This window comes from Rhizobium sp. NLR22b (assembly GCF_019685295.1).
In the GTDB taxonomy this organism is placed as follows: domain Bacteria; phylum Pseudomonadota; class Alphaproteobacteria; order Rhizobiales; family Rhizobiaceae; genus Rhizobium.
In genome coordinates this window covers 465,657-488,267 of sequence record NZ_JABDWM010000001.1, presented here as the reverse complement: position 1 = coordinate 488,267, position 22,611 = coordinate 465,657, and the positions used below count along the sequence as shown (strand labels likewise).

Genomic DNA, 22,611 nt, shown 5'->3' with positions numbered 1-22,611 from the left:
TAGGTCCGTCATGCAGTCCCACCAGCTTTCCTCAGGCGATGTCATCGCCGACCGCCGCGCCGATTATGCCAGGATGCTCGAAGAAGGCGGCGAGGCGGAGGCAGCGGCCGAACTGATGGAACAGGCGCTCGAACTCGCGCCTGCCTGGGCCGCCGGCTGGTATCGGCTCGCCACCTATCTGGAAAAGGCGGGCAGGGGGGCAGCCGCGATCGAGGCCTATCGCCGGACGCTCGCCCTCGATCCCGAGGATATATTCGGCGCCACCCTCAAGCTTGCCCTTCTCGGCGACGCTGTGATCCCTGACCGGCCGCCGAGCCGCTATGTCGAGCGCCTGTTCGACGATTATGCCGACCGATTCGACACCGCCCTGGTCGACAAACTCGATTACAGCGTCCCGCAGAAGCTGGCGGCCCTCGTTTCTTCCACCGACAGGCGTTACGAATGCGCCGTCGATCTCGGTTGCGGCACCGGTCTGCTCGGCCAGGAGATCCGCGCTCTCGCCGGCCGCCTCGAAGGCTTCGACCTGTCGCAGAACATGCTGGCCAAGGCTTCCGACAAACGGGTCTATGATCACCTCGCCCAGGCCGATCTGTCGCTTGCGCCCGATCGCTCCTGCCTGTTCGACGATGCCGGGCGCCGGCGGGCCGACCTCGTGACCGCAGCCGACGTGCTGATGTATCTCGGCAACCTCGAGAGCGTCTTTGCGATCGTCGGCGAACTCGCCGCCGCCGGTGCGGACTTCGCCTTTTCCGTCGAGGATGCGGGCGACCGCGACGGCTTCCATCTTGCCCCGTCGCTGCGTTATGCCCATTCGGAAGCCTATGTGAGGCAGCTGCTTGCCCGCCACGGCTTCGAAATCCTCAAGATCGTCAGGACGGTCGTTCGCAAAGATGGCGGAAAACCGGTTTCCGGCATTCTGTTCCTTACGCGCAGGGCAGTGTGAGCGAACATTTCTTGCTATTTTTTAATAGGTCAGCATTGCTTACCTATTTCGCTTGATGGCAATGGCAGAAGGCTGATATTGCAATGATATCCGCCAGAAGCGCGGCGATACAGGCAGGGCCTACCGGCTCATTTCACATTGGAAAAAACTCACCGCCTTCAGGAGTTCCTCCGAGGCGTTCGCGAACTCGTCTGCCATGGAGACTGGGATATGACACAGCGCATCAATGCCCTTGGCGTCTGGAACACCAGCGCGACGCGCCATACACCGATCGAAGACGTGCAGGGTATCTTCTCCGGCAGCCTGGTTGCCGCCCTCGGCCTTTATGTGCTCGCCAGCGCCGGCCTTCTCACCGGCAGCACCGCCGGTGTCGCCTTCCTCCTGCACTATGCCTTCGGCGTCAATTTTGGCCTCGCCTTCTTCCTGCTCAACCTGCCGTTCTTCTATCTCTCCTGGAAGCGCCTCGGCCTGGCCTTCACCCTCAAGACCTTTATCGCCATCGGTCTGACCTCGGTGCTGGCTGAGGTGCAGTCGCGCTTCCTCTCGATTTCGAGCATCCACCCTGCCTGGGCCGCCCTTCTCGGCGGCCTGCTGCTCGGCTTCGGCCTGCTGGCGCTTTATCGCCACCGCGCCAGCCTCGGCGGCGTCGGCATTCTCGGCATCTACCTGCAGGAACGCTTCGGCATCCGCGCCGGTCTCGTCCAGCTCGCCATCGACATGTGCGTGCTCGCCGCCGCCTTCTTCGTCACCACGCCGCCCGTCGTCTTCTATTCGGTCCTCGGCGCCATCGTCCTCAACCTCTTCGTCGCCATCAACCACCGCGCTGATCGTTATATTGCGCTGTAAGGGTGGCTGCCTCATCCTAAGAGAAGTCCCCTCCCCAACCCCTCCCCACAAGGGGAGGGGCTTATATGCCGCTCTCGTTGCTTTCTATTTCACTCTTGCAGCCGCAGAAGCCTGACGTTTGTCTCAGTTGGTGCAACGCCTTGGCCCCTCCCCCTCGTGGTAGGGGTTGGGGAGGGGTCTCTTTCCTGGCGCCCACGGCCAAACTCAAACCTTACAAATCGGTAACCCACTCTAAACAAATCGTAACTTGCCTCAGATCAGCCCCGGCGCGACACTCCTGTCGCGCCGGATTGATGAGGTGAACCATGTCAGATCTGGAAAAACTCGTAAGACGCCGCATGCAGGAAGAATACGCCAAGGGCGCTTCCGCAGAGGAAATTACCAAGGTTGTCCGCGACATATTCAACAGCATAGACCTCTCCGGCAACGGCGCTGACGCCGTTGTCGCGCGGGCCGCTGCCGATCACCAATGATGAGATAATCGACCGACCCGAGATATTCGGGTCGGTTCCCGTGAATATCGCTTACGCGGCTTTCGTCACCTGGTCGATGGGATGCTGCGAGCGGAAGCCGACGGCAAGGCGGTTCCAGATATTGATCGCACCGATCGCCACCGTGATCTCGGTCATCTCCTTTTCGGAGAAATGCGCCTTCAATGCCTCGTAATCTGCGTCCGGCGCGCCTGTCTTGGCGACATTGGTCACCGCGTCGACCCAGCCGAGCAGCGCCCTTTCGCGCGCGTCATAGATCGGCGATTCCCGCCAGACGCACATCAGGTTGATCCATTGTTCGCTGAGCCCATCATGGCGGGCTTCCTTCACATGCATGTCGACGCAGTAGGCGCAGCCGTTGATCTGCGAGGCGCGTAGCTTGATCAGGTGGATGAAGCGGCGCTCCAGCCCGGAAGACTGGACATGTTGTTCGAGTGCGACCACTGCTTTGTAAGCATCGGGAGCGGCTTTGGCGAAGTTGAAACGCGGTTGCATGTCTTTCTCCTATGTTGTGACTCAACGAGCCGTCTTGCGTTCATGGATTTCAAGGAAGGCGCAGCCCCGGGCTGCGATCGATCCGTCGTCGAGGGCGGCAAGTTCGATGCCGAGATCGGCAATTCTGGTCTTGGCGAGTTCGGCCCGGTAGACCCGCTCGGCCCGGAGCATCGCGGCGCTTATGTTGCAGGGCTTGGCGAAGAAGCGCTCGGAAACCGGGTTCGGTCCGCGCTGGCGGATTTCGGCACAGCGGAAGGCTGGCGCCGGCCCTTCGACCGCAAGCAATATGTCGAGCAGCGAAATGTCCGCTGGCGCCTTCGCCAGCCGATAGCCGCCCTTCGGCCCCGGCACGGTATCGAGGATGCCCGCGCCCGACAGTGCTTGCAGGTGTTTGAGCAGGTAGCTCGTCGAAACACCGTGGAATTCCGCCAGGGCAGCCGCCGAAAGCACACCGCCTTCGGAGAGGCCGGAGAGCATGGCGACGCTGTGAATGGCCTGCTCGACTCCATCGCTCATTTTCATCGATGCCATCTCCACTAATCATGGATAAAATATATCTATGATTATGTGCGCTGTCAACGGCGTCGCTGGGCACTTGTCTTTATCCCTGCGCCGGATAGAAAACGGCAAAGCCGATAGGGGAACATCATGGCCTCCAATGCCTTCACGGGCCTCCTGAATTCCAGCGCCGATCGCCATTCGCTGTTCGACGACGCGCAGGGTATCGTCGCCGGCAGCATGCTCGCCGTGCTCGGCGTCTCGCTGCTTTCCGGCGCCGGTCTGCTGGCCGGCGGCACCGCGGGGCTTGCCTTCCTGGCCCATTACGCCACCGGGATCAGTTTCGGTCTCTGCTTCTTTGCCGTAAACCTGCCCTTCTATTATCTCGCTTTCCGCCGTCTGGGCCCGGCCTTCACCATCAAGACCTTCATCGCAATCGGACTGACCTCGGTCCTGTCCGAGTTCGCGCCTGGATTCATCGGCGTGACGCATGTCCATCCGGTTGCCGGAGCGCTGTTCGGCGGCCTCGTCATTGCCGCCGGCATGCTGGCGCTCTTCCGCCACCGCGCCAGCCTCGGCGGCATCGGCATTCTCGCCCTCTATATCCAGGATCGCTTCGGCTGGCGCGCTGGCCTCGTCCAGCTCGGCTTCGACGGCATCGTGCTGGCGCTCTCCTTCTTCGTCGCCAGCCCCTTCATCATCGCCTGCTCCGTGCTTGGCGCCGTCGTGCTCAACCTGACGCTCGCCATCAATCACCGCAAGGACCGCTATATCGCGATGTAGGCGGCGGCCCTGCTCTTCTTTTTCGCCCGCTTTTCACTACCTTCAGGACGTGGACCAGATCGATTCCGACACCTTGCTGCCTGCCGCCTTTACCCGCTGGTTTGCGGAAAAGGGCTGGCGCCCGCGCGCCCATCAGCTGGAGCTGCTCGCCCGCGCCGAGGCCGGCCAGAGCACGCTGCTGATCGCGCCGACCGGCGCCGGCAAGACGCTGGCCGGTTTCCTGCCCTCGCTCACCGATCTCACCCGCCGCGGCAAAATTCCGCCCGGCTCCGCCTTCACCGGTATCCATACGCTCTACGTCTCGCCGCTGAAGGCGCTGGCGATCGATATCGAGCGCAACCTGATGAAGCCGGTCGAAGAGATGGGTCTGCCCGTCACGATAGAAAATCGCACCGGCGATACGCCGATTGCCAAGCGCCAGCGCCAGAAGCTCAATCCACCGGATATTCTGCTGACGACGCCGGAGCAGGTCGCCCTGCTTCTGGCGAACCGCGAGGCTGAGCGTTTCTTCAAGGACCTGAAATATGTCGTGCTCGACGAGCTGCACTCGCTCGTCACCTCCAAGCGCGGCCATATGCTGTCGCTCGGCCTTGCCCGCCTGCGCCGGCTTGCCCCCGACCTGAAGACGATCGGGCTTTCGGCGACGGTTGCCGAGCCGATGGACCTGCAGAAATGGCTGGTCGCCCAAAGGGAGGGCGGGGGGCAGGAGGGCAGGGAGCATCATGCCGGTCTCGTCGTCGTCGAAGGCGGCGCCAAACCCGATATCTCGATCCTGTCGACCGAGGAGCGCATTCCCTGGGCCGGTCATGCCGCCCGTTACGCCATTCCCGATGTCTACAAGCAGCTGCTCGAACACAAGACGACGCTGCTGTTCGTCAATACCCGCAGCCAGGCCGAGATGCTGTTCCAGGAACTCTGGACGATCAATGACGACAATCTGCCGATCGCCCTCCACCACGGCTCGCTCGATGTCGCCCAGCGCCGCAAGGTCGAGGCGGCGATGGCCGAAAACCGGCTGCGCGCCGTCGTCGCCACCTCAACTCTCGATCTCGGCATCGACTGGGGCGATGTCGATCTCGTCATCCATGTCGGCGCGCCGAAGGGCGCCTCGCGTCTTGCTCAGCGCATCGGCCGCGCCAATCACCGCATGGACGAGCCTTCGAAGGCGATCCTCGTGCCGGCCAACCGTTTCGAGGTGATGGAGTGCCAGGCCGCCCTCGACGCCAATTATATCGGCGCCCAGGACACGCCGCCCGTCGGCCGCGGCGCGCTCGACGTGCTCGCCCAGCACGTGCTCGGCATGGCCTGCGCCGAACCTTTCGACATGCTGGAACTCTACGATGAAATCATCAGCGCCTCGCCCTATGCCGATCTCAGCTGGGAGACCTTCGAGCGCGTCGTCGATTTCGTCGCGACCGGCGGTTATGCGCTTCGGACCTACGAGCGTTACGCCCGCATCCGCAAAACCAAGGAGGGGCGCTGGCGCGTCTCCAATCCGGCCGTCGCCCAGCAGTACCGCCTCAACCTCGGCACCATCGTCGAAAGCCCGATGCTGAACATCCGCATGGTCAAGCGCGGCGAGGGCAGCCGGATCGGCCGCGGCGGCGCCACGTTGGGCAAGGTCGAGGAATATTTCCTCGAGCAATTGTCGCCGGGCGACACCTTCGTCTTCTCCGGCAAGGTGCTGCGTTTCGAAGGCATCCGGGAAAACGAATGCCTGGCCTCGCAGGCCTTTTCGCTCGATCCGAAGATCCCCGCCTATAATGGCGGCAAGTTTCCGCTGTCGACCTATCTCGCCGAGCAGGTGCGGGCGATGATCGCCGATCCCGATCGCTGGCGCCACCTGCCGGATCAGGTGCGCGACTGGCTGGCGCTGCAAACCGACAAGTCGATGCTGCCGAAACGCGACGAGTTCCTGATCGAAACCTTTCCGCGCGGCAGCCGCGGCTATATGGTCGCCTATCCCTTCGAGGGCCGTCTCGCCCATCAGACGCTCGGCATGCTGCTCACCCGCCGGCTGGAGCGGGCGGGCGCCAAGCCGCTCGGTTTCGTCGCCACCGATTATTCGCTGGCCGTCTGGGGCCTGGAGGATATGGGGCTGATGATCGGCAATGGCCGGCTCAGCCTCTCCGACCTCTTCGATGCGGATATGCTCGGCGACGATCTCGAAGCCTGGCTCGCCGAATCCTTCCTGCTGAAGCGCACCTTCCGCAATTGCGCCGTGATTGCAGGCTTGATCGAGCGCCGCCATCCGGGCAAGGAGAAGAGCGGCCGCCAGATCACCGTCTCGGCCGATCTGATCTACGACGTGCTGCGCAGCCATGAGCCGGATCACATCCTGCTGCAGGCGACGCGCCAGGATGCGGCGACGGGACTTTTGGACATAAGTCGTCTTGGCGATATGCTGATGCGAATCATGGGCCACATCACCCACCGGCCGCTCGACCATATTTCCCCGCTCGCCGTGCCGGTGATGCTGGAGATCGGACGGGAGGCGGTGCCGGGCGAGGCCCATGATGCGCTGCTCGCCGAAGCGGCCGACGATCTGATCGCCGAAGCTCTGGCTTGACGAATTTGGAAACGACGACAGTGATGAACCGCTTGGCGCTCGCGCGCGACATATCGGGACTGGCCGCAATACCGGGCATCGAGACATCGGTGAACGGTATTGCCGCCGTTTGCGATCCGCTCGGCGCCCTCTATCTGCCGGATGCCGGCCTGCTTGTCGTCTCCGACCTGCATCTGGAAAAGGGTGCCGCCTTCGCCCGCCGCGGCATGATGCTGCCGCCCTATGACACGCTGGCGACGCTGACCGTGCTTTCCGCCGTCATCTCGCGTTACGACCCGAAGCTCGTCGTCTCGCTCGGCGACAATTTTCACGACCGCATCGGCTCGAAGCATCTGCCGGACAATTTCCGCGCTTTGATCGTCGGCATGGCGCGTGGCCGCGAATGGATCTGGGTCAACGGCAATCACGATCCCGATGGCGTCGTCGATCTCCCGGGCGCCTGCGTCGACGAGGTGCACTATGCCGGCCTGACCTTCCGCCACGAGCCGAGAAACGGCTTACAGAGCGGCGAGATCGCCGGCCATCTGCATCCTTCGGCGACCGTGCGCCGACGCGAAAGATCGATCCGCCGCCCCTGTTTTGCCGCCGATGGCGCCCGCCTCCTGATGCCGGCCTTCGGGGTGATGAGCGGTGGTCTCGACCTCGGCCATCAGGCGATGAAGGGCCTGTTCGACAAAGCTTCGCTGATCGCGCACCTGTTGGGACGCGACAGGATCTATTCGGTCCGCTACGGGAATTTGCGGGGGTAGCGCCTGTCGATAGGGTGCCACACGGCACGCCTTTGAACTCAATCACACCCGTGCAACTGTTGCTGATACATCCCGGCCATGCGTGCGAACTTCTGCGCTGTCTGCTGCAATTGCCCGTTCGAGCGCCAGTCACCGCGCTTATATCCGGTCGGACCGGAATAATAGGCGAGATAGAGGTTATAGGCATCGTTCAGTGGAATGCCGGTGTCCACGCTGTTCTGGTAATGATACCAGCCGATGAAATCGATCGCGTCGGTAAAATTCGTCCGCCGCGCCGCCCAGTTCCCCGTCTGCGACTGATAGTGATCCCATGTCCCGTCGAGCGCTTGCGAATAGCCGTAGGCCGTCGACGGCCGGGTCCAGGGAATGAAGCCGAAGAGCTTGGTGCGCGGCGGCCGCGCATAGGGCTGGAAGCCGGATTCGGTGTACATCGTCGCCATCAGGATCGGTACGGGCACGCCGTATTTCTTCTCCGTCCGCTCGGCCGCCCTCTGCCAGCTGGAGAAAAGTCCTTCACGCTCGTCGAAGACGGCGCAGATGTTCCTCGTCTGCTTCGGCGCCGTCGCGCAGCCGGCAAGCAGCGCGAGACCCACGGCGGTCAGAACGATACGAGTACGCATAACAGAACCTCTCGTTTCCGAGAGATTACTAACTCGTAAATGTTAAAAACCGGTTTTTAGTCGAATACGAGCTTTTCCGAAGGGATGCCATTATGAAGACTCCTCCCCAATCCCTCCGCACAAGGGGAGGGGCTAAGGCGCTGCGCCAATTGGGCAGACGTCAGCCTTTCCGCAGATGCAAGGGTGATATGGAGAGCAGCGGGGGCGGCATATAAGCCCCTCCCCCTTGTGGGGAGGGTTGGGGAAGGGTCTTTTTCAGGAACTAGACAGCCAAGACCCACGGGCCGCTACGCCTCGACCGGCTCGTAGCGCAGGATCACCGCGCCACTTTGCGTGGTCGAGGATTCGATGAGCTTCAACGGCACTTGGGCCTCGTTCGCTTTGAAAAGGGGATTGCCGCCGCCGAGAATGACCGGCACCACGCAGACCCTGATCTCATCGATGAGGCCGGCCTTCAGCAGGCTGTCGGCAAGCACGGCGCTGCCGAAGATGAAGATGGTCTTGCCGTCTTCCTGCTTCAGCCTCCTCAACTCGGGGATAGGATCGCTGACGACACGCGCATTGTTCCAGCCGGGATCGGTCATCGTTCGAGAGACGGCGATCTTGGGAGTGCCGTTCATATAGGCCTTGATCTTGTCTTCGTCCTCCGCGGTCGGCCAGTAGGCGGCCATGCCTTCATAGGTCTTGCGGCCGAAGACCAGAAGATCACCTTCCTCGCCGAACTGCTCGGCATAGCGCTTGAGCTCCGGTCCCCAGGCGAGATTGTGGAAGTCGATGTCCCACGGTTTCGTTCCCTCGAAATAGCCATCGAGCGTCATCAGGTTCCACACGACAAGCTTCCGCATTTTTATCCTCCTCGAAAAACCAGTTTCAATAAGCAACTGGTTCACGATAGTACAACTGATTGCGAAAGGCAAGTGGTTCGAAAGGCTCCATCGACAAGGGTCTCGGCGCTTGACTCTTCTAGGTCGATTGTCCAAATACCGTCTAGGTCAAATGACCTACGAGTCGTAGCCTTCGCGGATAGAGGGAGAATATAATGGTCGCTGCGGCCACCCGACAGCAGATAGTGGAAGCCGCCGACGGGCTTTTCTATGAAAGAGGCTTCGAAGCAACGTCCTTTGCCGACATTGCGGGAGTAGTCGGACTCTCGCGAGGCAATTTTTATTATCACTTCAAGACGAAGGACGAGCTTCTCGATGCGGTGATCACCCATCGCCTCCGCAAGACCAGGTCAATGCTCGATGGGTGGGAAGCGAAAGCCGAGACCCCTGAGGAGCGCATTCTCAGCTTCGTCAATCTCCTCATCGTCAATCAGGCGAAGATCATGGCCTATGGCTGTCCGGTCGGCACGCTTTGCGGCGAACTCGCCAAGCTCGATCACATTGCCAAGGGCCGCGCTGCCGAACTTTTCGATCTGTTTCGCCATTGGCTCTCACGTCAATTCAGCGCATTCGGCCGCGAGGCTGAAGCCGATGCGCTTGCCATGCACATTCTGATGCGAAGCCAAGGTGTTGCGACGCTCGCGGCCGCCTATCACGACGAAATCTTTGTTCGAAACGAGGTGGAAAACATGCGCGCCTGGCTGTCTGCGCAGCGGCCCGGAACACCCGTCTTTCCCGAAACCTATTCCCGACAGGATTGCTAAAGGAGCCCTTGGATGTTTTTCATTACGCTGAAGTTTTCTGATGGCAAGGCCAAAGCGCCCGTTCTGATAGAGGCGCACAATGCCTGGCTCAAACGCGGCTTCGACGATGGGATTTTTTTCTCGCCGGCGGCCTTCAGCCGAACGCAGGTGGAGCGGTCGTCGCTCACAACACCTCGCGCGCTGAACTCGAAACCCGGATCCGGCAGGATCCTTTTGTAGCGGAAGGCGTCGTCAGCGCCGATATTCTGGAAATTGCCCCCGCCCGCGTCGATGAGCGGCTCGCCTTCCTGAAGACATGAGACAAGGGCGCGATGATTTCGCCGTCGGCGCCGGATCATTCCTTGCGGAAGATCAGGCTGGCCCCCCAGCCGGTGACGACGGCGAGCGCCACGGCCGCAAAGCCGTAGAGGATCGGCTGATCATGGGCCGCATCGGTGATCGTCTGCTCGATGCCCGTCTTGATGACGCGCAGCGGCAGCGATTTATCGGTGATGAGATTGCCGCTCTTGAAGAGATAGGCACGCACCGTATGCACCCCGTTCGGAATATTTGCCGGCAGGCGCAGGCTCGCCTTGAAGAGGTTCGATGAAACGAACCGCACGCCGCTCGGGTTGCGGTCATAAAGCGCACCGCCCTGCTGCAGTCGGAGGAAAGCCTGACGGAATTCGCCGAGATTGCTGCCGTCGCCGACGAAGCCGACCGGCGTCAGCGGAATGTGGTCGATGCCGATCCCCTGATCGGTGAGTTCGAGCGGCGTCGTCAGATCGTCGATCATGCGCGAGCTCGACATCGAATAGGAATGCGGCACCGCCTCGAAAGTCATCGAGCGCCTGTTCACCCAGATGCCGAAGACGCGTTCCTTCTTGCGCACCGTTGCGTCCTCGCGCGGGCCTTCCAGCACCACCACCACGTCATACTGGCCAATGGCGAGCAGCAGCTGGTCGGTGTTCGAGAGCGCCCCGAAGATCGTCAGATCCGCGCCATGGAAATCCGAAGTGATGGCGATTTCGCTGGTCGATGTGCCGATCTCGAGCCCCTCGCGCACCGCTTCCGTTGCCTGCCCCGGCAGCCACTGCGCTCCGGCAACCGCCGGCTGCAGACACAGGAGCAGGAGGATCGAGGCAAGCAGGCGCATCAGTTGCCGGTCCCCATCACCACCGAATAGACGTCCGCCGGCGTGACCACCAGCGCGATCGCCAGACGCAGGCCGACGGCCAGCACCAGCAGGCCGAGCAGGGCGCGCAGCTGTTCGCCGCGCAGCTTCTGGCCGACGCGCACGCCGTATTGCGCCCCGACGACACCCGCCACCATCAGGATGAAGGCAAGCACGATGTCGACGGAGAAGTTCGTCGCCGCCTGCACGATCGTCGTATAGGCGGTCACGAAGATGATCTGATAGAGCGAGGTGCCGACCACGACATTGGTTGGGATGCGCAGGAGGTAGATCATTGCCGGCACCATGATGAAGCCGCCGCCGACACCCATGATCGAGGTGAGGATACCGATCGCAAAGCCGAGCGCAATGATCGGAATGACGCTGAGGAAGATCTTCGATTTCTTGAAGCGCACCTTGAGCGGCAGCTTGTGCACCCAGTGCTGGTGGCCCGGCTTGCGCGGTACAGGCGGCTCATTGCGTGCCGCCCGCCGCATGGCATTGATGCTTTCGAGCAGCATCAACCCGCCGACCGTGCCGAGGAAGACGACATACATCAGCGAGATGATCAGATCGAGCTGGCCGATGGCACGCAGCAGCGAGAAGATCCAGATGCCGACGGTCGCCCCTGAAAGACCGCCGACCAGAAGCACCGTGCCGAGCTTGACGTCGAGCGTGCCGCGTCGGAAATGGGTGATCGCGCCCGAAATCGACGACGCCACGACCTGGTTGGCACCGGTGGCGACGGCGACGACGGGCGGGATGTTGTAGAAGATCAATAGCGGGGTGATGAGAAAACCGCCGCCGACGCCGAACATTCCAGACAGGAATCCGACGGCCGCCCCCATGCCGAGAATGATGAAGATATTCACCGACAATTCTGCGATTGGCAGATAGATTGTCACAACCGACCCCGAATGATGACCGCTCCTGCCGGGCGGTTCCTGTCATGTCCCCGTTCGAATGCACACCATACTGTGAAATCGTTGCCAGAGGCTTTCGATCGGCCCTGATGGATGGAGATCGATGGCAGGAGATTCGGCGATGCGCGGATCGATATGTCCGCCATAATCGGGCTTTTTTCAGGTTTTGTGACGACCGTTGGAAAAATTCGGAAAAGCTTGCGGCAAAGCGCCGCGGGGCCGGCGAAGACCCTCCCTAACCCCCTTGTGGGGAGGGGCTGGCGAGGGGTCTTAGGCTCGGCCTTCGTCGACGCGCCTCAGATCGCCTTGGCGACCTGCTTGTTGCGTTCGAGCAGCGCCTTGACGGTCGCGTCGCTCACCTTGCCGTCCGGCTCCTGGCCGATCGACTTCTGGAAGCTCTTGATCGCGGCGACGGTTTTCGCCCCCATTTCGCCGTCCGGCACGCCGGCGTCGAAGCCGTTATTGTTGAGGATCGCCTGGATGTTGCGGATCGCCTTCTTCATGTCGACGGTTGCCGTCTTCATGCCCGTGCCCGCCCATTCGTCGGGAATGTCGATGCCGTTGGCGCGATGGTCGAGCGGTTCCGGCTTCCAGAGATCGGCCTTGGCGCGCGCCCGTTCGAGCTGGTCGGCCTTCATGGCGTTGGCCACTTCGTCGCGCTTCTGCGCTGCATCCTTGTCGCCGGCTTTGGCGGCGATCGCGAACCACTTGTAGGATTCTTCCAGATCCGCCGGAACGCCGTTGCCCCTCGCGCAGAGGATTGCCAGGTTGAACTGGCTATCGGTGATGCCGAGATTGGCGGCCTTGGTGAACCACGACGCCGCCGTCGCATAATCCTGCTGGCCGAGTGCGCCGGAGGCGTAGAGAACGGCGAGATTGTGCATGGCGCTGGCATTGCCCTGGGTCGCCGCCTGCTCGTAGAAGCCCTTCGCCTTGGCGATGTCGCGTTCGACGCCGTTGCCCTTCTCATACATGCTGCCGAGCCGGTATTGCGCCGGTGCAAAACCCTTGTCGGCCGAAAGCTGGTACCAGCCTGCGGCCTGTTTCTGATCGACGCCCATGCCGTTGCGGCCGTCCGAATAGCGCGCACCGATCTCGAACAGCGCCAGGGCGTCGCCGCCCTGCGCCGCATCGGCAAGTGATTTCGGCTGCACGCTGTCGGGGATGGCGATCGCTGCCTGCGGCGCGGCCGCCGCTGCGGTCGGGCTGTTCGGAGTGAAGCTCGAGGTTTCCTGCGTAGCCGCGGACGAGCCGGCGGGGGCCAAGGTTGCAGCCCCTTCGCCGTCGAGCGGGGTTGCATCGGTCAGATGATCGCCGGCGGCAGCCGGGGCTTTTTCCGGCTGCGCCTGATCGATGGCCGGCGCGCGCTCCGTTGCAGGGGCGTTCATATCGGCAGAGCCGGTGTCCGGCTTGGCGGGTGTTGCCTCAGGCAGGACCGGCTGCGGGTTGTCCGTCACCCCCGTCAGTGCCGAGACCTCCGCCGGCGGCTGCGGTGCGGGTTCGCCGCTCGTCAGCGTCCGGGCCAGCGGAAAGGCCATGATGGCGAGCAGCACGGCGCCGACGGCGAGAAGAATTGGCCGGCGGTAGCGCGAAAAGGCGCTGGTTTTGCCCGCCTTGCCGGCCTTGTCGGCATTCGCGGCCTTCTTCTCGGCCTTGACTGCCGCCTGCTTCGGATTGGCGTCCACTTCCATTGCGGCTGCCTGCGCCGCCCGGCGCGCAGCGGCGATGTAATCGGCGCGATCGGTCTCGACGGCAGGTTTGCCGCGTTGGGCATTCTGGCTGGCGCGCACCCGCTCGAGAATCTTCTTGACGTCGGGCGCGCCCGAACCCGGCTCGAGCAGTTCGTTCGCGGCATCCGTCGGAACCACGTCGGCGGGATCGATCGACGGCGCCGGGTCGATCACCGGTCGCTCGTTCGCCTGCGTCTCGGCTTTCTTGGCGGGCCGCAGCCGCTTGCCAAGGCTGGCGAGCAGGCTGGTTCTTACCGGTGCCGGCGTCGGGGCCTCCGGCGGCCGCGTTGCGGCTTCGATGGCGATTGCGCTCGTCGCGCTCATCGCCGTAGCCTGGGCGACCGGTTCGGCTGCGACCTCTCCCGTGCGGATGACCGGAGAGGCCTTCGCCGCCAGGACCGCCTCCGGTGTCTGGGCGGCTTCGGTCACCAACAGCGCGTAGGGGTCGACATCGAAATCGACGTCGGCCACCGGCATCTGAGCGATCGGCCGTCCGCGCTCTTCCATGCTGTCGAGGCGCTCGGCGATATGGACCAGCGTCTCGTGCAGCGCCTTGAAGGTCTTGTGCGTGCGCTCCTCGCTGTCGCGGCTGATATCCTCGAGATGGCGCAGATCCTCGGCCAGCGCCGTCAGCGCCGACAGGTCGGCGGCGGGCACGCCGCCCTGCAGGCCGCCATTGCGCGAATAGGCCTCGACGACGGCTTCCGCCGCCTGGCGCGCCGCCTCGATGATATATTCGTCGCTTGTCGCCATATAGTCTTCGATCGCGCCCATGCGCCGGTCGAGATCGGCCGGAATTGCGGCGCCTTCGCGCGGCTCGCTCATCAGCGCCGAAAGATTGGCGATCTGGTCTTCGAGGTTCTTCAGCGCCCGCGGATCGGTTGGCGGCGCCGCTGTGGTCTCTTCCAGCCGGGCGGCGATGTCGCTCAGCCGGCCTTCGAGACGCTGGAAGGCTCTGTCATCGATCGCCGCGGCAGGTGCGGGTTGCTGATGGGCCATCTCGTCGATCCGCCGGGCGAGATAATCGAGCCGCTGAGCCAGCACGTCGTTGACGGCGCCGTTCTCGAGCGCGTCGATCTTGCGGGAGATGTCGGAAAGCGGTCCGGTGAGGTCGGGTTGCGCGGCCGCCATCTGGGTGCGCTCCAGCAGGTAGGAAAGATGTTCCAGGCGCTCGTCGAGCCGCGACGTCGCTTCCGCCTTGGTCAGCTCCTCGACACGCTCCGTCAGCGCCTCAAGCCGCATCGCCAGCTCGTCGGCCGGGTTTGCGCGGCTGGCCGCGTCATGGCTCATCAGGTCGATCTGGTCGGCGAGCGACGAGAGGCGGCTTTCCAGCCGCTGCATCAGCGTCGGATCGTTGCCGGCGGCCGCGCGTCCGCTGGCGGCGATCGCCCGGCTGATCTCATCGAGCCGCGTGTCCATGGCCGCGAACTGCTCGGACATGACCCGGTCATGCGGCTGGATCATGTTGCCGAACTGCTCCATCGCCGTGGCGATGGCGATCAGCTTGTCTTCCAGTGCCCGCACCGCCGGGCTTTCGCCCATGCCGCCGATATGGCGCTTGATATCGTCGAGCCGGTAGGCCAGCGAAACGAGCTCTTCCTGCAGCCCCTCGGTATCGAGTGCGGCAAGCCGGCTCTCGACGCCGTCCCAGCGGTTTTCCATGTGGCGCAGCGAATCCTCGCGCGCCAGTCCGTCCATCAGCGAGCGCAGCTCCTCGAACTCCTCCCGCAGGCCGGCGGCCTCGGGGCCGCTCGAGCGGCCGGTCAACTGGCTGATGCTCTGGGCAAGACGGCCCATGTCGGCGCGGATGTCGTCGGCGAAGCGGCTGTCTCCGGCAGTAGCCTTGATCTCGCGGAGTTCGGCGCGCAGCGCGCTCATCTCGCGGGACACGCCCTCGGAAATGTCGCGCTTCAGGTCTTGGCGCAGGTTGACGAGCGCCTGGGCGATCTCGGTCATCGTGTCGTCGCCGGCGCGCAAGGCAGGGGCGGCGAGTGGCGCCGCGGCGCGGGGTGCGGGGTCGCGCAGCTGAGCGGCCTGCTCGCGCCCATAGGAGCGTTCGCGGCCCGCTTCCAATGCGCGCTGGCGCTGGCGAATTTCCGCCAGCGGATCCGGCCGCGGCTCGAGCGGCGCCCTTGCCGGCCGCGGCGCATGGGGGGCCGCATAAGGATCGCGCTCGGCCGTTGGCGTGCGCGGCCGCTGATCGCGTCCGCTGCCCATCAGCCCTTCGATGCGCGCCTCCAGCCCTTCGATCGTGCGGTTCAGCGCATCGAGCGAGGTCCTGTCGGACTGTCGGGAAGGATTTGATCGCGATCCGTTCATCTTCTTGCTCGCTTCGACTGTTCGACCTCTCGTCAGAGCCCGATCCGTGGCTTTTCCGTCTATGGCCCGCGCCTGTCACGGACCGGAGCGCCTTCATCCATGAGAAGATAGTCAATTAGACTTTCCTCGCGCTGAACGATGTAGCGGCATCCTTGGGAAACGCGAGACGGGGAAAAGGAATGCGGATCACTACGGCTCAATCCGCACCTTTCACGAAACGTGGTAAACAAGCCGTTAAGATCGATGAGAATTTTTTAACGTTTGCATCCGAAAGGCCATTTTAGACGGCAATTGCCGTGAAATTCGCCGGATCGAATGGACATCATCCGATCGGAATTTCAGCGCGCCGCGTCGATCGAATAGGCGCTGATGCGCGAGAGATGGATGAAGGAAAGCCCGGTCTCCTCGGCCCAGTCGTTGAAGGCCTGCTGGATAAGTTGCTGGTCCTTCTTCGCAGTGCCGGAGGAGGAGAGCGGCACGCCGGCCGATCTCAGGCAGGCGAGCACGTCGAGCGTGGCGACGAAGCCGTCGCGGCCGATGCCGCGCAGGAAATACTGGCCGGTCATGCCGCCGAGCCGGCTGCCGCGTTTGCTCAACAGCTCGAGAAGGCCGATCTGGTCCTCCCGCGGCCAGTCGGCGAAGAAGGCGCCGGCGCTGCCATGTTCCCTCGCCAGCTCTCTGACGAAGGCGGCATTGGCGCGAACCGACATGATCTTCGCGCCATTGCGGATGATCCGCGCGTCCGATGTCAGCTCATGCCAGTAATCGTCGGGCGCGATATTCAGCGCCGCAGGATCGAAGCCGCAAAACGCCGCCTCAAAGCCTGGCCATTTCGCATCGATCACCTTCTGCACGAAGCCGCTGTAGAAGATTCGGCGGGTCATGTCGGCCAGGATGCGGTCGTCCGGCATCGCGCGCAGCCGGTCGTGATCCGGCCGGTAATTCTGCAGCAGGGCCTGGAGGCCTGCCGCTCCGCCTTTTCGTTCTTCCGCGCGCTGCCTTATCGCCTCGAAACTGATCATGCCGACCCACCTGATGCATAGTGAAAGACGCTTGCGCTTATAAGCCATTCCCCAATGGACAAGGAAGATGAGATGACGTCTCCTGCCTCCGCATCAACGGCTTGCGGATTCGCGCTCTCCAATTTTTTCATGAAAAGGCGATCGAGAGGCCAGGATTTGACGTTTACGCAAACGTCAATATTTTGTAAGACGATGACCAAGGCCGGCGCGATCCGGTTATTTGAATGGGAGGAATTTGAGAGATGCCAGTCTACAAGGCCCCGGTGAACGATACGCTTTTCGTTCTGAACGACGTGCTGGGCCTCGAACGCTACAACAATCTTCCCGGTTTTGCCGATGCGACGCCCGATATGATCGAGGCGATCCTCGGCGAGGCGGCCAAGGTGGCCGAGGAAGTTCTTTTTCCGGTCAATTATTCCGGCGACCAGGAAGGCTGCAGACGCCAGGACGACGCCAGTGTCTCGACGCCGAAAGGCTTCAAGGAAGCCTATAAGGCCTATCGTGAAGGCGGCTGGATCGGCCTTGCGGTGCCGGAGGAATTCGGCGGGCAGGGGCTTCCCTATACGCTGCATGCCGCCGTCGGCGAATATACCTCCGCCGCCAACATGTCGCTGATGATGTATCCCGGCCTGACCCAGGGGGCGATCGCCGCGATCCTCGTCCATGGCACGCAGGAACAGAAGGAAACATATCTGCCGAAGATGGTCGACGGTTCCTGGTCCGGCACGATGAACCTCACCGAGCCGCATTGCGGCACCGATCTCGGCATGCTGCGCACCCGTGCGGTGGCGCAGGCGGACGGTAGTTACAAGATATCTGGCCAGAAGATCTTCATCTCCGCCGGCGAGCACGACCTGACCGACAACATCGTCCACCTGGTTCTGGCCCGCATCGAGGGCGCACCGGAGGGCACCAAGGGCATCTCGCTGTTCATCGTCCCGAAATACCTGGTCGGCAAGGACGGCACCCTCGGCGACCGCAACCCCGTCACCTGCGGCGCGATCGAGCACAAGATGGGCATTCACGGCAATGCCACCTGCGTCATGAACTACGACGAGGCGACCGGCTTCCTCATCGGCGCCGAAAACCGCGGCCTCAACGCCATGTTCGTGATGATGAACGAGGCCCGGCTGATGGTCGGCCTGCAGGGCATCGCCATTTCTGAGATCGCCTATCAGAATGCGGCGAACTACGCCCGTGACCGCATCCAGGGCCGCTCGCTGTCCGGCGTCAAGGCGCCTGATAAGAAGGCCGACCCGATCATCGTCCATCCCGACATCCGCCGGACGTTGATGACCATTCGCGCTTTCAACGAGGCTGGCCGCGCCTTCCTGCTCTGGACCGCGCTAAAATCCGATATCGCCCACCGCGCCACCGACGAGAGGGAGCGACAGACGGCGGACGACATTCTCGGCCTCGTCACCCCGATCCTCAAGGGCATGATGACCGACAGGGGCTTCGACCACGCCGTCATGGCCCAGCAGGTGTTCGGCGGCCACGGCTATATCGAAGAACACGGCATGAGCCAATATGTGCGCGATGCCCGCATCGCGATGATCTACGAAGGCGCCAACGGCATCCAGGCGCTCGATCTCGTCGGCCGCAAGCTCGCTCTGAACGGCGGCCGCGCCGCCATGGCGCTGTTCAAGGAGATCGGCGATTTCTGCGAGGAGAACCGCAGCGACGAGAAGCTCTCGTTCTTCACCAAGCACCTGAAGAAAGGCTTGAACGACGTCCAGGGCGCGACCATGTGGTTCATGCAGAACGCCATGGCCAAGCCCGACAATGCCGGCGCCGGCTCGACCGATTACATGCATCTCTTCGGCCTCGTCGTTCTCGGCTATATGTGGGCGAAGATGGCGAAAGCCGCTGAGGAGGGCCTTGTGTCAGGCGATGCGAGCCGCGAGGATTTCCTGAAGAACAAGCTGGTGACCGCCCGCTTCTTCATGGAACGCATCATGCCGGAAACCGCCCTGCGCAAGGCCCGCATCGAAGCCGGCGCCGATACGATGATGGAGTTGGCCGCGGAAGCGTTTTGAGCCGGTTCTCCCTCCCCCTTGTGGGGAGGGTTGGGGTGAGAAGCGGTCGGCGCAGCCGACGAAACGATCCGGTGAATCGTTTCGAGCGCCGAACGCCCTGAGTTTATACGAAGGGCTATTTGGTCTTCGCAGATTTTGAAGGCGCGTCGGCGCCGCCAGGGAGACGAGACAATGACCGAGGTTTTCATTTACGATCACGTCCGCACGCCGCGCGGCCGCGGCAAGAAGGACGGCGCCCTGCATGAGGTGCCTTCCGTCCGCCTCGCGGCCAAGACGCTGGAAGCGATCCGCGACCGCAACGGGCTCGATACGACAACCGTCGACGACATCATCATGGGCTGCGTCGATCCGGTCATGGATGCCGGCGCCGTCATCCCCAAGGCTGCCGCCTTCGAAGCCGGCTATTCCACCCGCGCGCCCGGCATGCAGATCTCCCGCTTCTGCGCCTCCGGCCTCGATGCCGTCAATTTCGCCGCCGGCAAGATCGCCCAGGGCGCCGACGACATCGTCATCGCGGGCGGTGTCGAAAGCATGTCGCGCGTCGGCCTGGGCATGTCCGGCGGCGCTTGGTTCATGGACCCTTCGGTGAACTTCCCGGCCTATTTCATGCCGCAGGGCGTTTCGGCCGATCTCATCGCCACCAAATATGGCTTCAGCCGGATCGATGTCGACGCCTACGCCGTCGAGAGCCAGAAGCGCGCCGCCCATGCCTGGGAGCAGGGCTGGTTCGACAGGTCGGTCGTGCCCGTCAAGGATCAGAACGGCCTGACGATCCTGGATAAGGACGAGCATATGCGCCCCGGCACCGACATGCAGGCGCTCGCCTCCCTCAACCCGTCCTTCCAGATGCCCGGCGAGATGGGCGGCTTCGAGGCCGTCGGCATCCAGGCCCACCCCGAGATCGAAAGGATCAATTATGTCCACCATGCCGGCAATTCCTCCGGCATCGTCGACGGCGCCGCCGCCGTGCTGCTCGGCTCGAAAACCGGCGGTGAAAGCATGGGGCTGAAGCCGCGCGCCCGCATCAAGGCTTTCGCCAATATCGGCTCCGACCCGGCTTTGATGCTGACCGGGCCGGTCGACGTCACCGAGAAGCTTTTGAAACGGACCGGCATGAGCCTGTCCGACATCGACCTCTTCGAACTGAACGAGGCCTTTGCCGCCGTCGTGCTGCGCTACATGCAGGCCTTCGACATCAGTCACGACAGGATCAACGTCAATGGCGGCGCCATCGCCATGGGCCATCCGCTCGGCGCCACCGGCGCCATGATTCTCGGCACCGTGCTCGACGAGCTGGAACGCCGCGACCTCAACACCGCGCTGGTAACGCTCTGCATCGGCGCCGGCATGGGCACGGCAACCGTTATCGAACGCGTTTGATGGGATCGGAACCCTCCCTTTGAGGGGACGGGCTTTACCGCAAGAGAATTCAGGGAGAGGAATTCCCAATGAGCACCTACACCAATTTCACGCTCGAAACCGACGCCGACGGCATCGCTCTCGCCACCTGGGACATGCCCGGCAAATCGATGAACGTCTTCACCGCCGAGGTAATGGAAGAGCTCAACGCCATCATCGATGCGACCACGGCTGACGCTGCCGTCAAGGGTGTCGTCTTCACATCAGGCAAATCCTCCTTCTCCGGCGGCGCCGATCTGTCGATGATCAAGTCGATGTTCAGCTCCTATCAGGACGAGAAGGCAAAGAGCCCGGAAAAGGCGGTGCAGACGCTCTTCGGTCTCGTCGGCCGTATGTCCGGCCTGTTTCGCAAGCTCGAAACCTCGGGCAAGCCATGGGTGTCGGCGATCAACGGCACCTGCATGGGCGGCGCCTTTGAACTGTCGCTCGCCTGCCACGGCCGCATCGCCTCCAATGCCAAGAGCGTCAAGATTGCGCTGCCCGAGGTCAAGGTCGGCATCTTCCCCGGCGCCGGCGGCACCCAGCGCGTGCCGCGGCTCGCCAACGCCCAGGACGCGCTGCAGATGATGACGACGGGCCAGTCGCTGAGCGGCTCGCGCGCCAAGGCGATGAACCTCGTGCATCAGGTGGTCGACCCGGATCAGCTGATCCCCGCCGCCAAGCAAATGATCAAGGATGGCCTGAAGCCGGTCGCGCCCTGGGACGAGAAAGGCTTCAAGCTGCCGGGCGGCGGCATCTGGACGCCGGCATCAGCCCAGCTCTGGCCGGCCGCGCCGGCGATCCTGCGCCGCGAGACCTCGGGCAATTATCCGGCGGCCCTCGCCATCCTGAAATGCGTCTATGAAGGCCTGCAGGTGCCCTTCGATACCGGCCTGAAGATCGAGCAGCGTTATTTCACCGAGGTGCTGCAGACCCGTGAAGCCTTCTCGATGATCCGCTCGCTGTTCATCTCGATGCAGGAACTCGGCAAAGGCGCCCGCCGCCCGGCCGGCATCCCCAAGTCCGAACTCAAGCATGTCGGCGTCGTCGGCGCCGGCTTCATGGGCGCTTCGATCGCCTATGTCACCGCCGCTGCCGGTCTCCCGGTGACGCTGATCGACCGCGACATGGAAGCTGCCGCCAGGGGCAAGGCCGTGTGCGAGGGCCTCGTCAAGGATTCTGTCGGTAAGGGACGATTTACGCAGGTCGAGGCTGCAGCCCTTCTCTCCCGCATCACCCCTTCGGCCGACTATGCCGGGCTCGCTACTGCCGATCTCGTCATCGAGGCGGTGTTCGAGGATCGCGAGGTGAAGAAATCGGTCATCGAGGCGGTTGAAGCCGTGCTGCCGGAAGGCGCGATCTTCGCCTCCAATACCTCGACGCTGCCGATCACGGGACTGGCGAAGAATTCCAAGCGCCCGTCCAATTTCATCGGCATCCACTTCTTCTCGCCGGTCGAGAAGATGATGCTGACCGAGGTCATCCTCGGCAAGGAGACCGACGACAGGGCTCTGGCCGTCGCGCTCGATTATGTCGCGGCGATCAAGAAGACGCCGATTGTCGTCAACGATACCCGCGGCTTCTTCGTCAATCGCTGCGTGCTGCGCTACATGTCGGAAAGCTACGATATGCTGATCGGGGGCGTGCCGCCGGTCATGATCGAGAATGCCGCCAAGATGGCCGGCATGCCGGTCGGTCCGCTGGCGCTCAACGACGAGGTGGCGATCGACCTGTCGCTGAAGATCCTCAAGGCCACCGTTGCCGATCTCGGCGAAAAGGCGATTGACCCCAGGCATATGGAGTTGATCTCCCGCATGGTCGAAAAGGAGGGCCGCTTCGGCCGCAAGAATTCCAAGGGCTTCTACGACTATCCGCCGAAGCCGGCGAAGAAATCGCTCTGGCCGGAGCTGAAGAGCTTTTACCGCCAGAAGAACGCCGACGAGGTCGACGTCGCCGTTCTCAAGCAGCGCTTCCTCGTCACCATCGCGCTCGAAGCCGCCCGCACGGTGGAAGAAGGCATCGTCACCGATCCGCGCGAAGCCGATGTTGGCTCGATCCTCGGCTTCGGCTTCGCGCCCTATACCGGCGGGGCGCTCAGCTATATCGACGGCATGGGTGTGGAGGCTTTCGTGGAACTGGCTGAAAAGTTGGCGGTAGCTTACGGAGAGCATTTCAGACCGACGCCGCTGCTGAAGGATATGGCCGCCAAGGGCGAGACATTTTATGGGCGGTTCGATCCCTATGCTGCAGCGAAGTAAGCCGCTTCTGCGATCTTGATCCGAAGGCGGCCTGTTTTAAAAAGGGCTGTCTTTGTCGTCGAGCAGTGTGGCACCCCCTCTGGCCTGCCGGCCGTCTCCCCCACAAGGGTGGAGATCGGCTGGGCGC

18 protein-coding genes and 1 pseudogene are annotated in these 22,611 nt (G+C 63.0%); 11 read left to right on the top strand and 8 right to left on the bottom strand.

The window, feature by feature from the left end; all coding sequences use genetic code 11:
- The first annotated feature begins 10 nt into the window (after nucleotides 1–10).
- From HJC00_RS02280 to HJC00_RS02270, 3 genes are all read left to right on the top strand, one after another.
- On the top strand, nucleotides 11–943 hold the full coding sequence (locus HJC00_RS02280; protein WP_221153851.1) for a class I SAM-dependent methyltransferase: 933 nt from the start codon (nucleotides 11–13) through the stop codon (nucleotides 941–943).
- A 210-nt stretch (nucleotides 944–1,153) separates the two neighbouring features.
- Complete coding sequence (locus tag HJC00_RS02275; protein ID WP_221158001.1) at nucleotides 1,154–1,789, top strand: YitT family protein; 636 nt, start codon at nucleotides 1,154–1,156, stop codon at nucleotides 1,787–1,789.
- 305 nt (nucleotides 1,790–2,094) lie between these two features.
- Complete coding sequence (locus tag HJC00_RS02270; RefSeq protein WP_210631717.1) at nucleotides 2,095–2,262, top strand: hypothetical protein; 168 nt, start codon at nucleotides 2,095–2,097, stop codon at nucleotides 2,260–2,262.
- 51 nt (nucleotides 2,263–2,313) lie between these two features.
- Here the strand turns inward: HJC00_RS02270 and HJC00_RS02265 are convergent, their stop codons facing one another.
- On the bottom strand, nucleotides 2,314–2,775 hold the full coding sequence (locus tag HJC00_RS02265; protein WP_221145912.1) for a carboxymuconolactone decarboxylase family protein: 462 nt from the start codon (nucleotides 2,773–2,775) through the stop codon (nucleotides 2,314–2,316).
- 21 nt (nucleotides 2,776–2,796) lie between these two features.
- Nucleotides 2,797–3,297 carry an Rrf2 family transcriptional regulator gene (locus tag HJC00_RS02260; protein ID WP_221163586.1) on the bottom strand — a complete coding sequence of 167 codons (501 nt, stop codon included), beginning with the start codon at nucleotides 3,295–3,297 and terminating at the stop codon, nucleotides 2,797–2,799.
- 126 nt (nucleotides 3,298–3,423) lie between these two features.
- Between HJC00_RS02260 and HJC00_RS02255 the strand changes: the two genes are divergently transcribed.
- The 3 genes from HJC00_RS02255 to pdeM are packed head-to-tail and all read left to right on the top strand — an operon-like array spanning nucleotide 3,424 to nucleotide 7,374.
- Nucleotides 3,424–4,056 (top strand): YitT family protein, encoded by a 633-nt coding sequence (locus tag HJC00_RS02255; RefSeq protein WP_210629305.1) that lies wholly within the window; start codon nucleotides 3,424–3,426, stop codon nucleotides 4,054–4,056.
- 49 nt (nucleotides 4,057–4,105) lie between these two features.
- Nucleotides 4,106–6,625, top strand: coding sequence for a ligase-associated DNA damage response DEXH box helicase (locus HJC00_RS02250; RefSeq protein ID WP_221163585.1), 2,520 nt, complete (start codon nucleotides 4,106–4,108; stop codon nucleotides 6,623–6,625).
- Nucleotides 6,626–6,648: 23 nt separating this feature from the next.
- Nucleotides 6,649–7,374: a ligase-associated DNA damage response endonuclease PdeM gene (gene pdeM / locus HJC00_RS02245; protein WP_210631697.1), complete on the top strand. Its 726-nt coding sequence runs from the start codon at nucleotides 6,649–6,651 to the stop codon at nucleotides 7,372–7,374.
- A gap of 38 nt (nucleotides 7,375–7,412) precedes the next feature.
- On the opposite strand, the gene HJC00_RS02240 is transcribed toward pdeM, so the two are convergent.
- Nucleotides 7,413–7,994 (bottom strand): transglycosylase SLT domain-containing protein, encoded by a 582-nt coding sequence (locus HJC00_RS02240; RefSeq protein ID WP_221163584.1) that lies wholly within the window; start codon nucleotides 7,992–7,994, stop codon nucleotides 7,413–7,415.
- A gap of 287 nt (nucleotides 7,995–8,281) precedes the next feature.
- Nucleotides 8,282–8,839 carry a dihydrofolate reductase family protein gene (locus tag HJC00_RS02235; protein ID WP_221145918.1) on the bottom strand — a complete coding sequence of 186 codons (558 nt, stop codon included), beginning with the start codon at nucleotides 8,837–8,839 and terminating at the stop codon, nucleotides 8,282–8,284.
- A gap of 194 nt (nucleotides 8,840–9,033) precedes the next feature.
- Between HJC00_RS02235 and HJC00_RS02230 the strand changes: the two genes are divergently transcribed.
- Both HJC00_RS02230 and HJC00_RS32305 read left to right on the top strand, forming a co-directional pair.
- Nucleotides 9,034–9,642 (top strand): TetR/AcrR family transcriptional regulator, encoded by a 609-nt coding sequence (locus tag HJC00_RS02230; protein WP_221163583.1) that lies wholly within the window; start codon nucleotides 9,034–9,036, stop codon nucleotides 9,640–9,642.
- Nucleotides 9,643–9,654: 12 nt separating this feature from the next.
- Nucleotides 9,655–9,941, top strand: a pseudogene (locus tag HJC00_RS32305) (YciI family protein).
- A 35-nt stretch (nucleotides 9,942–9,976) separates the two neighbouring features.
- On the opposite strand, the gene HJC00_RS02220 reads toward HJC00_RS32305, so the two are convergent.
- The 4 genes from HJC00_RS02220 to HJC00_RS02205 all read right to left on the bottom strand — a co-directional run bounded on the left by HJC00_RS02220 (nucleotide 9,977) and on the right by HJC00_RS02205 (nucleotide 16,789).
- The gene (locus HJC00_RS02220) at nucleotides 9,977–10,777 is read right to left on the bottom strand and encodes a TIGR02186 family protein (RefSeq protein ID WP_221145923.1); all 801 of its coding nucleotides are present in this window, start codon (nucleotides 10,775–10,777) and stop codon (nucleotides 9,977–9,979) included.
- Nucleotides 10,777–11,700 (bottom strand): sulfite exporter TauE/SafE family protein, encoded by a 924-nt coding sequence (locus HJC00_RS02215; protein WP_210629298.1) that lies wholly within the window; start codon nucleotides 11,698–11,700, stop codon nucleotides 10,777–10,779. The genes HJC00_RS02220 and HJC00_RS02215 overlap by 1 nt, the downstream gene beginning before the upstream one ends.
- Before the next feature lie 314 nt (nucleotides 11,701–12,014).
- Nucleotides 12,015–15,767, bottom strand: a complete 3,753-nt coding sequence (locus HJC00_RS02210; RefSeq protein ID WP_221163581.1) for a peptidoglycan-binding protein — start codon at nucleotides 15,765–15,767, stop codon at nucleotides 12,015–12,017.
- A gap of 338 nt (nucleotides 15,768–16,105) precedes the next feature.
- Nucleotides 16,106–16,789, bottom strand: coding sequence for a DNA-3-methyladenine glycosylase I (locus HJC00_RS02205; RefSeq protein ID WP_210629296.1), 684 nt, complete (start codon nucleotides 16,787–16,789; stop codon nucleotides 16,106–16,108).
- 242 nt (nucleotides 16,790–17,031) lie between these two features.
- Between HJC00_RS02205 and HJC00_RS02200 the strand changes: the two genes are divergently transcribed.
- The 3 genes from HJC00_RS02200 to HJC00_RS02190 all read left to right on the top strand — a co-directional run bounded on the left by HJC00_RS02200 (nucleotide 17,032) and on the right by HJC00_RS02190 (nucleotide 22,484).
- Nucleotides 17,032–18,828 (top strand): acyl-CoA dehydrogenase C-terminal domain-containing protein, encoded by a 1,797-nt coding sequence (locus tag HJC00_RS02200; RefSeq protein WP_221163580.1) that lies wholly within the window; start codon nucleotides 17,032–17,034, stop codon nucleotides 18,826–18,828.
- Between the two features lie 171 nt (nucleotides 18,829–18,999).
- A complete protein-coding gene (locus HJC00_RS02195) occupies nucleotides 19,000–20,208 on the top strand; it encodes an acetyl-CoA C-acetyltransferase (RefSeq protein WP_210629294.1) in 1,209 nt (402 codons plus the stop codon).
- A 68-nt stretch (nucleotides 20,209–20,276) separates the two neighbouring features.
- On the top strand, nucleotides 20,277–22,484 hold the full coding sequence (locus HJC00_RS02190; protein WP_221163579.1) for a 3-hydroxyacyl-CoA dehydrogenase NAD-binding domain-containing protein: 2,208 nt from the start codon (nucleotides 20,277–20,279) through the stop codon (nucleotides 22,482–22,484).
- The last annotated feature ends 127 nt before the right edge of the window (nucleotides 22,485–22,611 follow it).